16 protein-coding genes are annotated in these 15,978 nt (G+C 68.2%); 7 read left to right on the top strand and 9 right to left on the bottom strand.

Going from position 1 to position 15,978, the window contains the following annotated elements; genetic code table 11:
* The first annotated feature begins 35 nt into the window (after nucleotides 1-35).
* The 3 genes from ACFYO1_RS00865 to ACFYO1_RS00855 all read left to right on the top strand — a co-directional run bounded on the left by ACFYO1_RS00865 (nucleotide 36) and on the right by ACFYO1_RS00855 (nucleotide 1,027).
* On the top strand, nucleotides 36-458 hold the full coding sequence (locus ACFYO1_RS00865) for a PPOX class F420-dependent oxidoreductase (protein WP_387225845.1): 423 nt from the start codon (nucleotides 36-38) through the stop codon (nucleotides 456-458).
* 156 nt (nucleotides 459-614) lie between these two features.
* Nucleotides 615-785: a hypothetical protein gene (locus ACFYO1_RS00860; protein WP_387225844.1), complete on the top strand. Its 171-nt coding sequence runs from the start codon at nucleotides 615-617 to the stop codon at nucleotides 783-785.
* Entirely contained in the window at nucleotides 782-1,027 is a 246-nt protein-coding gene (locus tag ACFYO1_RS00855; protein ID WP_387225842.1) for a cold shock domain-containing protein, read from the top strand. Before ACFYO1_RS00860 ends, ACFYO1_RS00855 begins: the two co-directional genes overlap by 4 nt.
* Here ACFYO1_RS00855 and ACFYO1_RS00850 read toward each other — a convergent pair.
* From ACFYO1_RS00850 to ACFYO1_RS00825, 6 genes are read right to left on the bottom strand one after another with little or no spacing between them, the layout of a single operon-like run.
* Nucleotides 1,007-2,212: a TetR/AcrR family transcriptional regulator gene (locus ACFYO1_RS00850; RefSeq protein ID WP_387225840.1), complete on the bottom strand. Its 1,206-nt coding sequence runs from the start codon at nucleotides 2,210-2,212 to the stop codon at nucleotides 1,007-1,009. The two genes, ACFYO1_RS00855 and ACFYO1_RS00850, sit on opposite strands and share 21 nt — an antisense overlap.
* Before the next feature lie 13 nt (nucleotides 2,213-2,225).
* Nucleotides 2,226-3,773 carry a long-chain fatty acid--CoA ligase gene (locus tag ACFYO1_RS00845; RefSeq protein ID WP_387225838.1) on the bottom strand — a complete coding sequence of 516 codons (1,548 nt, stop codon included), beginning with the start codon at nucleotides 3,771-3,773 and terminating at the stop codon, nucleotides 2,226-2,228.
* 15 nt (nucleotides 3,774-3,788) lie between these two features.
* Entirely contained in the window at nucleotides 3,789-4,619 is an 831-nt protein-coding gene (locus tag ACFYO1_RS00840; protein ID WP_387225836.1) for an SDR family NAD(P)-dependent oxidoreductase, read from the bottom strand.
* A gap of 15 nt (nucleotides 4,620-4,634) precedes the next feature.
* On the bottom strand, nucleotides 4,635-5,045 hold the full coding sequence (locus ACFYO1_RS00835) for a MaoC/PaaZ C-terminal domain-containing protein (RefSeq protein ID WP_387225835.1): 411 nt from the start codon (nucleotides 5,043-5,045) through the stop codon (nucleotides 4,635-4,637).
* Nucleotides 5,042-5,500 (bottom strand): MaoC family dehydratase N-terminal domain-containing protein, encoded by a 459-nt coding sequence (locus tag ACFYO1_RS00830; protein WP_387225833.1) that lies wholly within the window; start codon nucleotides 5,498-5,500, stop codon nucleotides 5,042-5,044. Before ACFYO1_RS00830 ends, ACFYO1_RS00835 begins: the two co-directional genes overlap by 4 nt.
* A gap of 4 nt (nucleotides 5,501-5,504) precedes the next feature.
* The gene (locus tag ACFYO1_RS00825) at nucleotides 5,505-6,692 is read right to left on the bottom strand and encodes a lipid-transfer protein (protein ID WP_387225831.1); all 1,188 of its coding nucleotides are present in this window, start codon (nucleotides 6,690-6,692) and stop codon (nucleotides 5,505-5,507) included.
* Between the two features lie 705 nt (nucleotides 6,693-7,397).
* Between ACFYO1_RS00825 and ACFYO1_RS00820 the strand changes: the two genes are divergently transcribed.
* Nucleotides 7,398-8,708: a fatty acid desaturase family protein gene (locus ACFYO1_RS00820; RefSeq protein ID WP_387225830.1), complete on the top strand. Its 1,311-nt coding sequence runs from the start codon at nucleotides 7,398-7,400 to the stop codon at nucleotides 8,706-8,708.
* 6 nt (nucleotides 8,709-8,714) lie between these two features.
* Here ACFYO1_RS00820 and glpK (ACFYO1_RS00815) read toward each other — a convergent pair whose 3' ends face one another.
* Entirely contained in the window at nucleotides 8,715-10,238 is a 1,524-nt protein-coding gene (glpK, locus tag ACFYO1_RS00815; protein WP_387225828.1) for a glycerol kinase GlpK, read from the bottom strand.
* A 31-nt stretch (nucleotides 10,239-10,269) separates the two neighbouring features.
* Entirely contained in the window at nucleotides 10,270-11,076 is an 807-nt protein-coding gene (locus tag ACFYO1_RS00810; RefSeq protein ID WP_387225827.1) for an IclR family transcriptional regulator, read from the bottom strand.
* Between the two features lie 254 nt (nucleotides 11,077-11,330).
* Between ACFYO1_RS00810 and ACFYO1_RS00805 the strand changes: the two genes are divergently transcribed.
* The 3 genes from ACFYO1_RS00805 to glpD are packed head-to-tail and all read left to right on the top strand — an operon-like array spanning nucleotide 11,331 to nucleotide 15,423.
* On the top strand, nucleotides 11,331-12,143 hold the full coding sequence (locus ACFYO1_RS00805) for an MIP/aquaporin family protein (protein WP_387225825.1): 813 nt from the start codon (nucleotides 11,331-11,333) through the stop codon (nucleotides 12,141-12,143).
* Nucleotides 12,144-12,184: 41 nt separating this feature from the next.
* Entirely contained in the window at nucleotides 12,185-13,705 is a 1,521-nt protein-coding gene (glpK, locus tag ACFYO1_RS00800) for a glycerol kinase GlpK (protein ID WP_387225822.1), read from the top strand.
* Between the two features lie 38 nt (nucleotides 13,706-13,743).
* Nucleotides 13,744-15,423 carry a glycerol-3-phosphate dehydrogenase gene (gene glpD / locus ACFYO1_RS00795; protein WP_387225820.1) on the top strand — a complete coding sequence of 560 codons (1,680 nt, stop codon included), beginning with the start codon at nucleotides 13,744-13,746 and terminating at the stop codon, nucleotides 15,421-15,423.
* Nucleotides 15,424-15,519: 96 nt separating this feature from the next.
* On the opposite strand, the gene ACFYO1_RS00790 is transcribed toward glpD, so the two are convergent.
* Nucleotides 15,520-15,954: a GNAT family N-acetyltransferase gene (locus ACFYO1_RS00790; protein ID WP_387225818.1), complete on the bottom strand. Its 435-nt coding sequence runs from the start codon at nucleotides 15,952-15,954 to the stop codon at nucleotides 15,520-15,522.
* Nucleotides 15,955-15,978: the final 24 nt, after the last annotated feature.

Here is a 15,978-nt window from a genome sequence, read left to right as displayed (position 1 = left end):
GGAATGAACGGCCGGGCCCGGTGGTAGAACAAGGCATGAAACTCGACGACGATGCTCGCGCGCTCATCGGCGCAGGTGCGGACGCCACGCTGGTCACGATCAACCCGGACGGCAGCCCGCAGGTGAGCGTGGTGTGGGTGGCGTTGCAATCGGGTCCGGACGGAGACGAGCTCGTCACCGCTCACCTGGGTGAATACAAGAAGGTGCGCAATGTCCGCCGGGACAGCCGGGTCGCGGTGACGATCCTGTCCGACGAGCGCGGCGGGGTCATGCGCCCGTACCTTTCGGTCACCGGAACCGCCCGGATCGTCGAGGGCGGCGCCCCTGAACTTCTCGCCCAACTGGCCAAGACGATGGTCGGCCCCGACTCCACCTTCCCGCCGGCCGACGCGCCACCCGGTCTGCTGACTCGCATCCGGATCGATAAGGTCGGCGGCATCGGGCCCTGGGCGTCCTGAAAACAGGGCGCGACGAAGTGTGACGTTGTACCGGTCGGACCGGGAAGTCAGGACGAATACTCCTTCGGCTGCTTACAGTTTCGATAACGCTGTCGCGGGCATCCGGGTTGCGCGGGGTGCCCGCACTAGGTTTCGACCCTGAGGAGATCGTCCGTCGTGGTCCGTCCAGACAAGATCAGACCGTCCCAGCAAGCAGCAACCGACACCACCGCCCGCTCCGGGTCCGCCGTCGTATGGCCCGATCCCAGCCCGCTGGCCGCCTGGTGGCAGCAGGTGATGGAACCCGGAACCGGCGAGTTCCCGGCGGCGCTCGAGGCGATGTCATGAGCGAGAGCGACACCTGGACGCAGGGCACCGTTCGCTGGTTCGACACCGCGAAGGGCTTCGGGTTCCTGGAATCCGCGGACTACCCCGACGGGGTTTTCGTGGAGTACTCCTGCATCGACTCCCCCGGTTTCAAAACGCTGACCCCGGGTCAGCCGGTCACGTTCATCGGCGAACAGCGCCCGCGCGGCGTCGAGGCCGTCGCGGTGCGGCCGATGGCGCTGTTATCCACGGCCGCCGCGTAACCCGGACAGGCCGAGCACCTCGGCACCGATGGCCGCCGACGCGGACACGATGCCGGAGAACGCGCGCAGGTGCGAGGTCAGCGCGAGATGGCTCAGCATCGATTGGGCGGCCTGGACTCGCATGCGAGCCGGGATCGGGTCCCAGTCGGGATGCAGCTTGCGGAGCAGATGCACCCATTCGGCGATGTAGGCGCGTTGCGCGGCCTTCGCCCGTTGATGGTCCGCGTCGGGGAGGTGCCGCGCCTCCGAGACGAGTGTCTGCATGAGGTGCGGATTCTCGAACACGAAGGCGCCGTAGCCCGCGAGCAGCCGTTCGAGTCCGTCCCGCGGGTCGGTGGCCTGCGCCAGCGCGCGGTTCAGGTCGATGCGCAGCCATTCGTCGCCGCGGACGATGGCTGCCATGAGGATGTCCACCTTGCCGGGGAAGTGGTTGTAGACGCTCGGCCCGGCAATGCCTACGGCGGTACCGATGTCGTCCATGCTGACGCTGACGAAGCCGCGTTCGGCGAAGAGCGTGGTCGCCTCGGTGAGGATCGCCTCGCGCCGGCCCCGCGCGGCGAGCGGCGCCCGGGTGGCCCTGCGGTCTCGCCGCTCCCCGAGCACCGGCCTCGGCGCGGCGAGCACCGCGGCGATGAATTCACCCAGCAGCGTCGTGAATTCGGGTTCGGGCAGTGAAAGACTATGGAAAGACACACTATTCGCGACCGCTAAGGCAGCCCAGGACAGCAGGTCGGCCGCCGCGGGATCGAGTTCGGGACGCCGAGCCGCGATGATCTCGGCCAGACGAGCCCCGATCCGCCTGGCCTGGACGCGAAACGCGGCCCGATCCTGATCGGACAGATGCCGGGCTTCGCGCCGCCAGAGCACCCCGACATCGCGGCCGGCCAGCACGGTCGCGGCGAGCGTGTGCGCGAGGTCGTCGGGTTCGTCCGCCGCGGATTCGACCGCGGCGGCGAACGCGGTCAGCGCCTCCTCCACGACCGTCGCCAGCAGACTCTGCTTGCCGCGAAAATGGCGGTACAGCGCGGACGGGCCGATGGCCACCGCCTCGGCCACCTCGCCCATGCCCACGTTCCCGTACCCGTTGCGGCAGAACAACTCCGTGGCCGCCGCGACGATCAGTGCACGCCGGTTCGCCGGCCTGGTGCCACGGGCCGGACGGACCAGGTCCGGCCCGTTCACCATTCGATGTCGCCCCTCAGGAAACTTGACTGTCGCTGGGATCCCAATATTTCTTGCGCAGTTCGCGCTTGAGGATCTTACCGGCGCCGGAGATCGGCAACGCGTCGGTGAACTCCACCGTGCGCGGCGCCTTGTAGCCGGCGATCAGCTCTTTGCAGTGCGCGCGCAGCTCCGCCTCGGTAACCTGTGTGCCGGGCAGCAACACGACAACGGCGTGTACCCGCTCGCCCCATTCGTCGTCGGGCACTCCGATCACCGCGCACGAGGCCACCGCCGGATGCGCCGCCAAGGCGTTCTCCACCTCTGCGGAGTACACGTTCTCGCCGCCGGTGATGATCATGTCCTTGATCCGGTCGACGATGAAGACGTAGCCGTTCTCGTCCATCCGGCCGCCGTCGCCGGTGTGCATCCAGCCGCCGCGCGTGGCAACCGCGGTGTCCTCCGGTCGATTCCAGTAGCCGAGCATGACGTTGTCACCGCGGACGACGACCTCGCCGACCTCGCCGCGCGGCACCTCGTTGTCGTCCGGGTCGACGATGCGGACCTCGACGTGCGGCGTGGCGCGACCCGCCGAGCGGCGCAGCACCGGGTTGTCGTGATCGGACGGCGAGAGCAGCGTGGCCACCGGCGCCAGCTCGGTCATCCCGTACGCCTGGGTGAATCCCGCTGTGGGAAAGGCTTTTCGGGCCCGGCCGAGAACCGCCTCGGCGATCGGCGAGGCGCCGTAGGTCACGGTCTCGACGGTGCCGAGATCGAAGTCCACCACCGCCGGATCGTCGACCAGCAGCTGGATCATGGTGGGCACCAACAGGACATTGGTGACACCGTGCTCGGTGATCGCGCGCAGCACACCCGCCGGGGTGAACATCGGCACGATGACATGGGTGCAGTTGACCAGGTTGCCCGCCGTCAGCATGGCGATGTCCGCGAGGTGGAACATCGGCGCCGCGTGCAGCACGGTGCCGCCCAGACTCACGAATTCGCCGCCGGCCGTGCTGCCGAGCGCGGAGATGATCATGTTGTCGTGGCTGAGCATCACGCCTTTGGGATGCCCGGTGGTGCCGCCGGTGTAGAAGACGCCGGCCAGGGCGTCGCCGCCGGTTCTGGTGTCCTCGACCGGCTCGTGCTCGGCGACGAGTGTCTCGTAGTGCAGCACGTCGGCGGGCGGTTCGCCGTCACCGCAGAAGATCACCGAGGTCAACTCCGGAAACTCTTGCCGTAGTGTGGGAATCATGGCGGTGAACGCGTCGTCGACGAGCAGCACCCTGGTGTCGGATTCGCGCAGCGAGTACCCGATCTCCGCCGGACTCCAGCGAATGTTCACCGGGTTGACCGCCGCCCCGATCCACGGCACCGCGTACAGGTATTCGTAGTAGCGATCGGAATTCAGCGCCAGCATGCCGACTCGATCGCCGGGCCGGACCCCGAGCGCGACCAGCGCACCGGCCAAACGCGCTATGCGATCGGCGGATTCGGCGACAGTGCGCACCCGGTCGCCGTAGATGGTCAGCGGGCGATCCGGATTCTGTTGCAGATTGCGGTGCAGCGATTGGGTCAGGTACACGGCGGGTCCTCGGTCCTAGATGTTGAAGCCGCCGCCACAGACCAGGGTCTGCGCGCTGACGTAGTCGGACTCGGGCAGGCACAGCAGATACACCGCGCCGGCGGCTTCGGCAGGCGTGCCACCGCGGCCGAGCGGAATCATCTGCTCCATCGCGGCCAGCAGGTTCGGGTTCACCCCGACCTTGATTTCCTTGCCCTGCACGTCGATGGTGCCGCCGGTGCCCGCGGGCGCCTCGGTGAGCCGGGTCTTGATCAGGCCGAACGCGACCGCGTTCACGGTGACGTTGTAGCGGCCCCACTCCTTGGCCAGCGCCTTGGTCAGCCCGAGGACCCCAGCCTTGCCGGAAGAGTAATTCGCCTGTCCCGCATTGCCTCCGGTGCCCGCCATGGAGGAGATGTTGACCACCTTGCGGCACGGCACCGGCTCACCGGCCGCCCTGGCCTGTTTCACCGCCGCCGCGATCACCGGCTGCGCGGCCCGCAGGATCCGGAACGGCGCCTTGAGGTGCACGTCGAGGATGGCGTCCCACTGCTCGTCGGTCATCTTCTGGATGACCGAGTCCCAGGTGTAGCCGGCATTGTTGATGATGATGTCCAGGCCGCCGAACTCGTCGACGGCGGTCTGCACGAAGCGTTCGGCGAAGCCCTCCTCGGTGACCGAGCCGACGCACGAAACCGCTTGTCCGCCCGCGGCTTCGATGGCGGCGACGGTCTCCTTGGCCGGTTCGGCGTCGAGGTCGTTCACCACCACCTTCGCGCCTTCACCGGCCAGTTTCAGGGCGATCTCGCGGCCGATGCCGCGGCCCGAGCCGGAGACCAGGGCGACCTTGCCATCCAGAGTTCCCATGTGCCGCAATTCCTTTCAGAGGGCGACGACGGCGTCGCCGGTGAGTGTGACGGTGCCGTCGGCGAGGGTGACGGCGAGTTCGAGGGTGGCCCGGCGTTCGCCGTCCACGGTGTCGATCGAGACGACCTTGCCGGTCGCGGTGGGCTCGGCGTGCACCGGTGTGATGGCGGCGAACCGCACCCGGTAGCTCCGGATCGACTGCGGGTCGAACCGATCGGTGAGCAGCCGGCCGAGATAGGCCATCGACAGCATGCCGTGCGCGAAGACGTCGGACAGCCCGGCGGACTTCGCCACATCCAGGTCGATGTGGATCGGGTTGTGATCGCCGGACGCACCGGCGAACAGCGCCAGCGTGGTTCGGGTGATCGGCCGGACCCACAGCGGCGGCAGTTCGGCGCCGAGCTCGGCCGAGACGGGGCCGGTCATTTCGCCGCCTCCGGGTTGCGCACGACGATCACGGATTTCAGCTCGGCGACCAGGGTGCCGTCCGCGCGGGTGACCGTGGAGGTCTTCTCGATGAATTCCAGCGCGCCGCCCTTCTTGGTGTAGACGTTGCCGATGGTCGGCGTCGCGGTGAGCACGTCGCCGGCCACCGCGGTGGCGTGATAGGTGAACGACTGCTCACCGTGCAGCACCCAGCGCAGGTCGACGCCGAGGTCGACGAGCCAGCTGAACGAATCGGGATTGTCCAGTTCGATGCCGAACAAGAAGGTCGGCGGCACCGGAAGATTCGCGTATCCCGCAGCTTTCGCCGCGGCGAGGTCGGTGAAGATCGGGTTGCGCTCGCCGATCGCCTCGGCGAAGAAGCGCAGCCGTCCGGCCTCCACGGTCAGGGTGCTCGGCGGCAGCGGTGTGCCGATGACGCTCTGGTCCAGGGGCATTCGGTCAGCTCACCTTCTCGTACAGGGTCACCACGGCCGCGCCGCCGAGCCCGATGTTGTGCTGCAAGGCCAGCTTCAGGTCGTCGGCGACCTGCCGTCCCTCCGCCTGTCCGCGCAGCTGCCAGACCAATTCGGCGCATTGCGCGAGACCGGTGGCGCCGAGCGGATGCCCCTTGGACAGCAGCCCGCCGGACGGATTCGTGACCACCCGGCCGCCGTAGGTGTTGTCGCCGTCGTTGACGAACTTCTCCGCCGTGCCCTCCGGGGTGAGCCCGAGCGCCTCGTAGGTGAGCAGCTCGTTGGCGGTGAAGCAGTCGTGCAGCTCGACCACCCGGATGTCCTCGGGCGAGACGCCCGAGGCGTGGTAAACCTGGTGTGCCGCAGCCTTGGACATGTCGTAGCCGACGATCTTCGTCATGTCCTTCTCGGCGAAGGTGGACGGGAAGTCGGTGGTCATCGCCTGCGCCCGGATCACGACCGACGCGTCGATGCCGTTGGCCCTCGCGAAGTCCTCGCTGACGATGACCGCCGCGGCCGCACCACAGGTCGGCGGGCAGCATTGCAGCCGGGTGAGCGGGCCGTAGATGTGCGGCGAGGCAAGCACTTCGGCCACCGTGACCGGGTCCTTGAACACGGCGAACGGATTGGCGGCCGCGTGCCTGCGCGACTTCACCGAGATCTTCGCGAAGGTTTCCGGTGCGGTGCCGTACTTTTCCGCGTACTGCCGCCCGGCCCCGCCGAACATCTGTGCCGCGAAGGGGGATTCGTCGCGCTCCTGGATCTCGTCCATCACCTCGTCGAAGCGCGCGAACGGACTCGGCCGATCGGCGTAGCCGCGGGCCAGCGCGCCGCGCTGCATCTGCTCGAAGCCGACGGCGAGAACCGCTTCGGCGGCACCGGATTCCACCGCCTGGCGGGCGAGGAACAGGGCCGACGATCCGGTCGAGCAGTTGTTGTTGACGTTGATCACCGGGATGCCGGTCTGCCCGAGTCCGTAGATCACCGCCTGTCCGCAGGTCGAATCGCCGTAGACGTAGCCGGCGTAGGCCTGCTGGATCCGGTCGTAGTCGACGTCGGCGTCGAGCAGTGCGGCCCGCGCCGCTCTGGTGCCCATGACGTCGTAGGTCTGGCTCCGGCTCGGCGTGGTGAACGGAATCATTCCCACACCGGCGACGACGGCGCGTCTGCTCATGTCGTTCCCATCAACGGTGGCTAGCGGATATTCACTTATTGAACATCACGCGGCTCGCACCGGGAATAGCAAACGACAAAGACGCTGGTCAGTGACCCAGATTACGCTAAGGATGATTCACTTAACCGATATGTGACAGGCCAGGGAACGACTCGAGCCCCCGCATCTCGTCGAGAGATGCGGGGGCTCGGGTCATGTCCGGCGTCAGGCGTGCGGCGGATTGACCTCCCCGACAGCAGACCCGGAGCCATCTTCGGCTCTACTGAATACCGGCTGATGATGTACGTCACTGCTCTCGGCAGGCGTATACACCTGGATGGGAATGGTGTCATGGCTGAACAGCCCGGACCCTTGCCCGCTTTCCTGACTCATTCGTCGAGCCTCCTCCGATCGGCCGCGAATAGCCAATCCCCTCTATTCAACCCCTTCGGCCCGCGGAACCGCGCATGATCCCGTTCCACGGGGATGTTGCCGTGTCCCGGCGCGGGTTATCCGGCGCGGTCATGCCCCGTTGTCCTGGTGTCCGCCTGCTGTTGCCGTGGCGGTGTCCGCGGCGCTGGTACCGTCGAGGCAAGAAGCATCGTCGGCCATTTCTCCGGCCGATCATCGAGCTCGGTTCACCTGAGCAACGCCGATCTTGACCCGGATCGGCGGCCTGACCGGGCTTTCCGGCGCCCGCGCAGCCGATCCATCCGAAGAGGACCAGTGGCCATCACCGACATTGCCGTGTACACGCATCTGAGCAAGGCAGACATCGAGGCGCTCGGCACCGAACTCGACGCGATCCATCGCGACGTCAGCGAATCGCTCGGCGGGCGCGACGCCGCCTACATCCGGCGCACCATTCGATTCCAGCGCGCCCTCGACATCGCGGCCCGGCTGCTGATCGCGGTGAACCGGAACAAGGCGACCTGGCTGCTCGGCACGGCGGCGCTGGCCGCGGCGAAGTGCGTGGAGAACATGGAGATCGGGCACAACGTCTCGCACGGCCAATGGGATTGGATGAACGACCCGGAGATCCACTCCAGCACGTGGGAATGGGACATGGTCGGGTTGTCCTCGCAGTGGCGGTACTCGCACAACTACCGTCATCACCTCTACACCAACGTCATCGACATGGACGACGACATCGGCTTCGGCGTGATGCGGGTGACCAGGGACCAGGAGTGGAACCCGAGCCATCTGCTGCAGCCGCTGCAGAACCTGTTGCTGGCCACCACCTTCGAGTGGGGCATCGGCTTACACAGCCTGTACGCGGACCGCGACCGGTTCGAGTCGAAGGCCGAGAAGACCGCTGTGACAAAGGCCTTCCTGAAGAAGATCTCCCGCCAGGCGATCAAGGACTACGTGCTGTTCCCCGCGCTGAGCGGAAAGCGCTGGCGCCGCGCCCTGACCGCGAATCTCACCGCCAACGTCGTGCGCAACGCCTGGACATACGTGGTCATCTTCTGCGGCCACTTCCCCGACGGCGCGGAGAAATTCACCCCCGCCGCGCTCGCGGACGAGACGAAGTCCGAGTGGTACCTGCGCCAGATGCTCGGCACCGCGAACTTCGACGCCGGCCCGGCCCTCGCCTTCGCCAGCGGAAACCTGTGCTACCAAATCGAACACCACCTGTTCCCGGACCTGCCGAGCAACCGCTACGCCGAGATCGCCGTCCGGGTGCGCGCGCTGTGCGACAAGTTCGACCTGCCGTACACCAGAGGATCCCTGCTGCGCCAGTACCTGCTCACCATGCGCACCATCCACAAGCTCGCGGTCCCCGACCGCTTCCTGATCGCCACCTCCGACGACGCGCCCGAGACCGCCTCGGAGCGCAAATTCCAGCCCGGCGCCACCCTCGCCGTCTCCGAAATCAACGGCGCGGCAGAAGGTTTGCGCACCGCCCTGCACAACGGACGCCTGCGCCTCGAGCTGGAGGCCGGGCTGAAGGGCGGCCGGTTGCGCCGAACCGCGCAACGGGTGCGTTCGAATATCGAAGGCTCGCTGCGCAGGCCGGTCGCGGTCGGCGGGTAGCCGGTCTCAGGCGCCTGCCGGGTGGCGCTTCGACCGCTTCCAGCCGAAGGTCAATTGGACCGCGCGCTGCCAGTTCTCGTACTCGTCGGCGCGGTGCACCGGGTCCATCTGCGGGCGCCATTGCGCGGCCAGGCGCCAGTTATTGCGCAGGCCCTCCAGGTCTGGCCAGTAGCCCACGGCCAGGCCGGCCGCGTAAGCCGCACCGAGGGAGACGGTTTCGGCGTTGAACGGGCGCATGACGGGGACGTCGAGGACGTCGGCGACGATCTGCATGAGCAGGTTGTCGGAGGTCATGCCGCCGTCGACGCGCAGGGCGCGGGCCTGTAAGCCGGAGTCGGCGTTCATGGCGTCGACCACCTCGCGGGTCTGCCACGCGGTGGCCTCCAGGACCGCACGGGCGAGGTGGCCCTTGGTGATATAGGACGTCAGGCCGACGATGAGGCCGCGGGCGTCGCTGCGCCAGTGCGGCGCGTACAACCCGGAGAACGCGGGCACGATGTAGCAGCCGCCGTTGTCCTGCACTGTGCGCGCGAGGGTTTCGATCTCGGGCGCGCTGGCGACCAGGCCGATGTTGTCGCGCACCCATTGCACCAGCGAGCCGGTGACCGCGATCGGGCCCTCCAGCGCGTACACCGGCTGCTCGTCGCCGATCTGGTAGCCGATCGTGGTGAGCAGGCCGTGCGAGGACTGCACCAATTCGCGGCCGGTGTTCATCATGAGAAAGCCGCCGGTGCCGTAGGTGCACTTGGTTTCCCCACGCGCGAAACAGGTTTGGCCGAACAGCGCGGCATGTTGATCGCCGAGCGCGGCGGCGATCGCGATGCCCGGCACGACGCGGCGGGTGGTGCCGTAGGACGCGGTCGAGGGCTGGATGCGCGGCAGCATCGCCGCGGGGATGCCGAAGAAGCTCAGCAGTTCCTCGTCCCAGGCGAGGGTGGCGATGTTCATCAGCAGGGTGCGGCTGGCGTTCGTGACGTCGGTGAGATGCCGGCCGCCGTCCACTCCGCCGGTCAGATTCCAGATGAGCCAGGTTTCCATGGTGCCGAACAGCACCTCGCCGCGTTCGGCCCGATCACGCAGGCCCGCAATGTTATCCAGCAGCCAGCGCAGCCGCGGCGCGGCGAAGTAGGTGGCCAGCGGCAACCCGGACAGCTCCCGGATATGTTGCGCGCCGGGCCTTTCCTCGAACTCACGGACCAGATCCTCGGTGCGGGTGTCCTGCCAGACGATGGCCCGCCGGATCGGCGCGCCGGTCCGCCGATCCCACACCACCGTGGTCTCGCGCTGATTCGCAATGCCAAGGGCCACAACCTGATCGGCGGCGATGCCGGCGTCGCGCAGGGCCTGCGGCACGATCCGGTCGACATTGCGCCAGATCTCCATCGCGTCCTGCTCGACCCAGCCGGGCCGCGGATAGTGCTGCTGATGCTCGCGTTGCGCGACCGCGACCAGGCGTGCGCGCTGATCGAACAGGATGCACCTGGTGGAGGTGGTGCCCTGATCGATGGCGAGCACGAACCGCTGCGTCATCCGCGTCCTTTCCTGAGGTGAATCGGTGTGGTCAGTGTCCGGCGCCGAGATCGCGCGAGACCGCGTGCGCGGCGTCGCGCACCAGGGTGATCAACGCGGGGCGGTGCCGTAATTGCGGGTCGCAGAGCCGGTCGACCGGTCCGCTGATGCCGATGGCGCCGACCACGAGTCCGCCGTGCGCGCGAATCGGCGCGGCGATGCCCGCCTCGCCCGGCCGGAACTCCTCGGTGTCGCCCGCCCAGCCTGCCTGCCGGACCGCGGCGAGGGCTCGATTGAGCGCGACCCGGTCGACGATGGTGCGGCGGGTGAGCGAGGGCAGGTCGCCGCCGCGCACGGCGGCCGCGAGTTCCGCATCGAAAGCGAGCAGCACCTTACCGAGCGCGGTCGCGTGCGGGGGTAGGAGTTCGCCCAGCTCGAGGGCCTGTTCGGTGTTGTCCGGACGGAATACGTGGTGCACGACGACCACTGCTCCGTCGAAAGGGGGATGGTTGCCGGCGGAGCCACCGGAGTGGGTGAACGCCGTCGCACCGATCCGGACCGCCTCACCGGTGCGCGCCGCCAGCGCGTCGGCCCAGTTGATCGCGCGCGAGCGCAGCTCGTTGGCATCCAGATAACTGGTGCCGAGGTGCAGCAGCGCCGGGCCGAGCTGGTATTTGCCGGTCGCCGAATCCTGCTCGACGAAGCCGACGCCCTGCAAGGTGCGCAGGATGCCGTGTGCGGTGGGTTTGGCCAGATCGAGAGCGGCGGCGATCTCGCCGACGCCGAGGCGGCCCGCGCCGCGGGCGAGCAGCCGCAGAATGGCCGCCGCTCGTTCGATCGATTGGATCGGACCGGGCATGAACCGAAACCTAACCTTTCGGTTCGACAATGTCGAACACCTAGTGAACCGATAGCAACACGTCCGGCGCGCCGGTGTGACGTGCGTCATGTCGGCCCCCTCGGGCGCCCGACAGTAGCGGCAGCGGCCATCCGCAGCCAGGCCAACCGTTCAGCATTGTCGAACGTGTCCTATGTGCCCCGTTTCGATCCCGTCGTAACGTCGAGGTCCGCAGGGTCGCGACCGCGACCGGCAGGGCGAACGGAGACTCAACGGTGAACTTCGGCTCGATCTTCCTGAGTGAAGCACTCGGCACGGGGATGCTGGTGCTACTCGGTGTCGGCGTAGTCGCGAATGTGTTGCTGACCAAATCCAAGGGATTCGACGGCGGCTGGCTACTGATCAATTTCGGGTGGGGCCTCGGCGTGCTCGCCGGCGTGTACGTCGCGTATAAAACGGGCGGCCACCTGAATCCCGCTTACACCATCGGCGTGCTGTTCAGCGGCGCGGACGAGTACACCCCCGGCGTCGAGATCACCGTCGCCACCACACTCGCTTATATCCTCGGCCAGCTGGTCGGCGCCTTCGTCGGCGCGAATCTCGCCTACGTCGCCTACAAGCGGCACTTCGACGAGGAACCCGACGCGGAGAAGAAGCTCGGCGTCTTCGCCACCGGCCCGGCGATCCGCGGCCTGTCCTGGAACTTCGCCACCGAGGTGGTCGCCACCTTCGCCCTCGTCCTGGTGCTGCTGGCCATGGGCCACACCGCGACCGGGCTCGGCCCGCTCGCCGCGGCGTTGCTGGTCGTCGGCATCGGCGCCTCGCTCGGCGGACCGACCGGCTACGCCATCAACCCGGCCCGCGATCTCGGCCCCCGCCTGGCGCACGCACTGCTGCCGGTGCACAAGACCACGGCGGTGCGGGAACCCGCGACCGTCGGCGCCCGCTCGAACGAGCCGCTCGCCGATCCCGGCCCGGCCCGGGTGCCCGCGGGCAAGAACTCCGACTGGGGTTATGCCTGGGTGCCGATCGCCGGCCCACTGCTCGGCGGCGTGCTGGCCGGGCTGGCCGCACAGGTCCTTTTCTGAATCTCTTTCTCTCTCCGTAGTTTTCTTTCGAAAGGACCACGATGAGCCAGTACGTAGGCGCCATCGACCAGGGCACCACCAGCACGCGCTTCATGGTGTTCGATCACAGCGGCAACGAGGTCGCCCGCCACCAGCTCGAGCATCAGCAGATCCTGCCGCAGGCGGGCTGGGTGGAGCACGATCCGACCGAGATCTGGGAACGTACCCGCGCGGTCATCCAGAGCACCCTCACCAAGGCCGACCTCCAGGCGAGCGACCTGGCCGCGGTCGGCGTCACCAATCAGCGCGAAACCACGGTGGTGTGGAACCGCAACACCGGTCGCCCCTACTGCAACGCCATCGTCTGGCAGGACACCCGCACCGACCGCATCGCCGCGGAACTGGAGCGCGCCGGCCACGGCGATACCATCCGGCACAAGGCTGGATTGCCGCCCGCCACTTACTTTTCCGGCGGCAAGCTGCGCTGGATCCTGGACAACGTGGCCGGCGTCGCGGAGGCGGCCGAGCGCGGCGAGGCGATCTTCGGCACCACCGACAGCTGGCTGCTGTGGAATCTGACCGGCGGCGTCGACGGCGGGGTGCACGTCACCGACCCGACCAACGCCAGCCGCACCATGCTGATGGACCTGGAGACGCTGGACTGGGACGACGAACTGCTGTCCATCTTCGGCATTCCGCGCTCCATGCTGCCGGCCATCGCGCCGTCGTCGAACCCGGAGCTGTTCGGAAAGACCAGGGCCGACGGGCCGTTCGGCGGCGAGGTGCCGCTGTCGGGCGTGCTCGGCGATCAGCAGGCGGCCACGGTCGGGCAGGTGTGCTTCCGGCCCGGCGAGGCGAAGAACACCTACGGCACCGGAAACTTCCTGCTGCTCAACACCGGTGAGGATATCGTGCGTTCGCAGCACGGGCTGCTCACCACGGTCGCCTACCAGCTCGGCGACGCCAAGCCGGTGTACGCGCTGGAGGGTTCGATCGCGGTGACCGGCTCGGCGGTGCAGTGGCTGCGCGACCAGCTGGGCATCATTTCCGGTGCGTCGCAGAGCGAATCGCTGGCCAGGCAGGTCGAGGACAACGGAGGCGTGTACTTCGTGCCCGCGTTCTCCGGCCTGTTCGCGCCGTACTGGCGCTCGGACGCGCGCGGCGCGATCGTCGGGCTGTCCCGGTTCAGCACCAACGCCCACCTGGCCCGGGCGACGCTGGAATCCATTTGCTACCAGACCCGCGACGTCGTCGAGGCGATGCAGGCCGACTCCGGCGTGGCGCTCGATGTGCTGCGGGTGGACGGCGGCGTCACCGCCAACGAGCTGTGCATGCAGATCCAGGCCGACTTCCTCGGCGTGCCGGTGTCGCGGCCGGTGGTCGCCGAGACCACCGCGCTCGGCGCCGCCTACGCGGCCGGGCTGGCGGTCGGATTCTGGAGCAGCACAGACGAACTCGTGCAGAACTGGCACGAAGACAAGCGCTGGAACCCCACCTGGTCCGAGGAGCAGCGCGAACGCGGCTACGCCCGCTGGCAGAAGGCCGTGTCGCGCACCCTCGACTGGATAGACGTAGACGACTGAGTCGCCGACGCGAATATCACTGCAACAAGGAGAGATTCATGTCAGCACGACTAGACCCCAGCTACCGCGCCGAGGCAATCGACGCACTGGGCGACGAAGAGATCGATGTGCTGGTGATCGGCGGCGGCGTGGTCGGCGCCGGCGCCGCACTGGATGCCGCCGCCCGCGGGCTGAGCGTCACCCTGGTGGAGGCCAGGGACTTCGCGGCGGGCACGTCCAGCCGCTCCAGCAAGCTCATCCACGGCGGGCTGCGCTACCTCGAGCAGCTCGACTTCTGGCTGGTGCGTGAGGCTTTGAAGGAACGCGGCCTGCTGCTGAACAAGCTGGCGCCGCACCTGGTGCGCCCGGTGTCGTTCCTGCTGCCGCTGCAGCATCGGGTGTGGGAGCGCGCGTACATCGGTGCGGGCGTCGCCCTGTACGACACCATCGGCGGCGCCCGCGCGCTGCCGATGCACCGGCACCTTTCCCGCACGCGCGCACTGGAATTGGCGCCCGCGCTGCGCGCGGACTCGATGACCGGCGCCATCCGCTACTTCGACGCACAGGTCGACGACGCGCGGCACACCATGACGATCGCTCGCACCGCGGCTCAGCACGGCGCGACCGTGCTGACCCGCACCAAGGTGACCGGGCTGCTGCGCGACGGCGACCGGGTCGTCGGCGCGCAGGTCACCGATCTCGAGACCGGGTGCGAGTACACCGTGCGCGCCCGCCGGGTGATCAGCGCGACCGGCGTGTGGACCGACGAGATGAACCGGATGACCGGCGTCGAATTCCCGTTCCACGTGCGCACTTCCAAGGGCGTGCACATCCTGGTGCCGCGCGAGCGGCTGGACCTGGACACCGGGCTGATCATGCGCACGGAGAAGAGCGTGCTGTTCGTGATCCCGTGGCATCAGCACTGGATCATCGGCACCACGGACACGGATTGGTCGCTGAACAAGGATCATCCGGCCGCCAGCAACGCCGACGTGCAGTACATCCTCGATCACGTCAACGCGGTGCTGCGCGAGCCGCTGACCCGCGACGACATCGTCGGCACCTACGCCGGGCTGCGCCCGCTGGTGTCCGGCGCGTCCAGTGACACCGCGAAGCTGTCGCGGGAACACGCTGTGGCGGAACCGGTTCCGGGTCTGTTCGTGATCGCCGGCGGCAAGTACACCACCTACCGGGTGATGGCGGCCGACGTGGTGGACGCCGCGGTACAGGGTCTCGGCCGCGCGGTCGCGCCGTCGGTGACCGACAAGCTGCCGCTGCTCGGTGCGGTCGGCTACCAGGAGATGGCCGCCGATCTGGACAGCGTCGCGCAACAGGCCGGGCTGCCGGAGGCGACCGTCGAGCACCTGCTCGGCCGGTACGGCTCCGCCGTGCACGACCTGTTCGAGCTGATCGCCGCGGATCCCACGCTGGCCCAGCCGCTGACCGGCGCCGAGGAGTACCTCGCCGCCGAGATCGTCTACGCGGTAACCCACGAGGGCGCACTGCATCTCGACGACGTGCTCACCCGCCGCACCCGCATCTCCATCGAGGCGTCCGACCGCGGCCTGCTGGCGGCCCCCGAGGTCGCCATGCTGATCGGCGCCCGGCTCGGCTGGGATGCCGCCGACGCCGAACGCGAACTCACCCGCTACCGCGACCGCGTCGAGGCTGAACTGGCGGCCAACCAGGCCGCCGACGACGAGGCCGCGAACGCCGCCCGCCTGGTCGCCGTCGCCTGATTCCACGCCGGTCGGCGAGCTCGAACCCGTTCTCAGGCCTGTTGTTTCGGCCGAACACCGAGCTCGCCGACCGGACCCGCCGGCGACGCTGATTCGCTACGACTCGCGCAGATTCAGCAAACCGGCGGCGGTCGTGCGGAATCCACAAGCCTCGAGGTAGAACGGGCGCAGGCGCTCTTCGAAGTCGACGTGCAGCCAGGTGCAGCCTGCTCGGCGGGCGGCGTCGGCGGCGCTGCGGACGAGTTCGGTGCCGATGCCGTTGTGCTGGTGCTCGGGCCGGACTTTGGGGTCGAGGAGGAAGGCGTGCTCGGCGCCGTCCCAGGCGACGTTCACGAAGCCGATCAATGCCGCGCCGGAACGGGCGGTCGTCCACCCGAGGCTGTGCGCGCGGACCCGATCCCACCAGCCTGCCTCCGCGTTCCCGCCGTGCGATCGGGTCAGTTCGACGACCTCGTCGTCGGTGAGTTCGCCTCGCCACCGATAGTCGATGTCCATGCTGCCCTTCGGTTTGCCTGCGGTGCCGGATTGCACGATAGGGAGCCGCTCGGTCGCGAT

This window comes from Nocardia sp. NPDC006044, assembly GCF_042871115.1.
In the GTDB taxonomy this organism is placed as follows: Bacteria; Actinomycetota; Actinomycetes; order Mycobacteriales; family Mycobacteriaceae; genus Nocardia.
The sequence above is the reverse complement of the archived record's forward strand: the minus strand, read 5'-3'. Positions and strand labels throughout refer to the sequence as shown.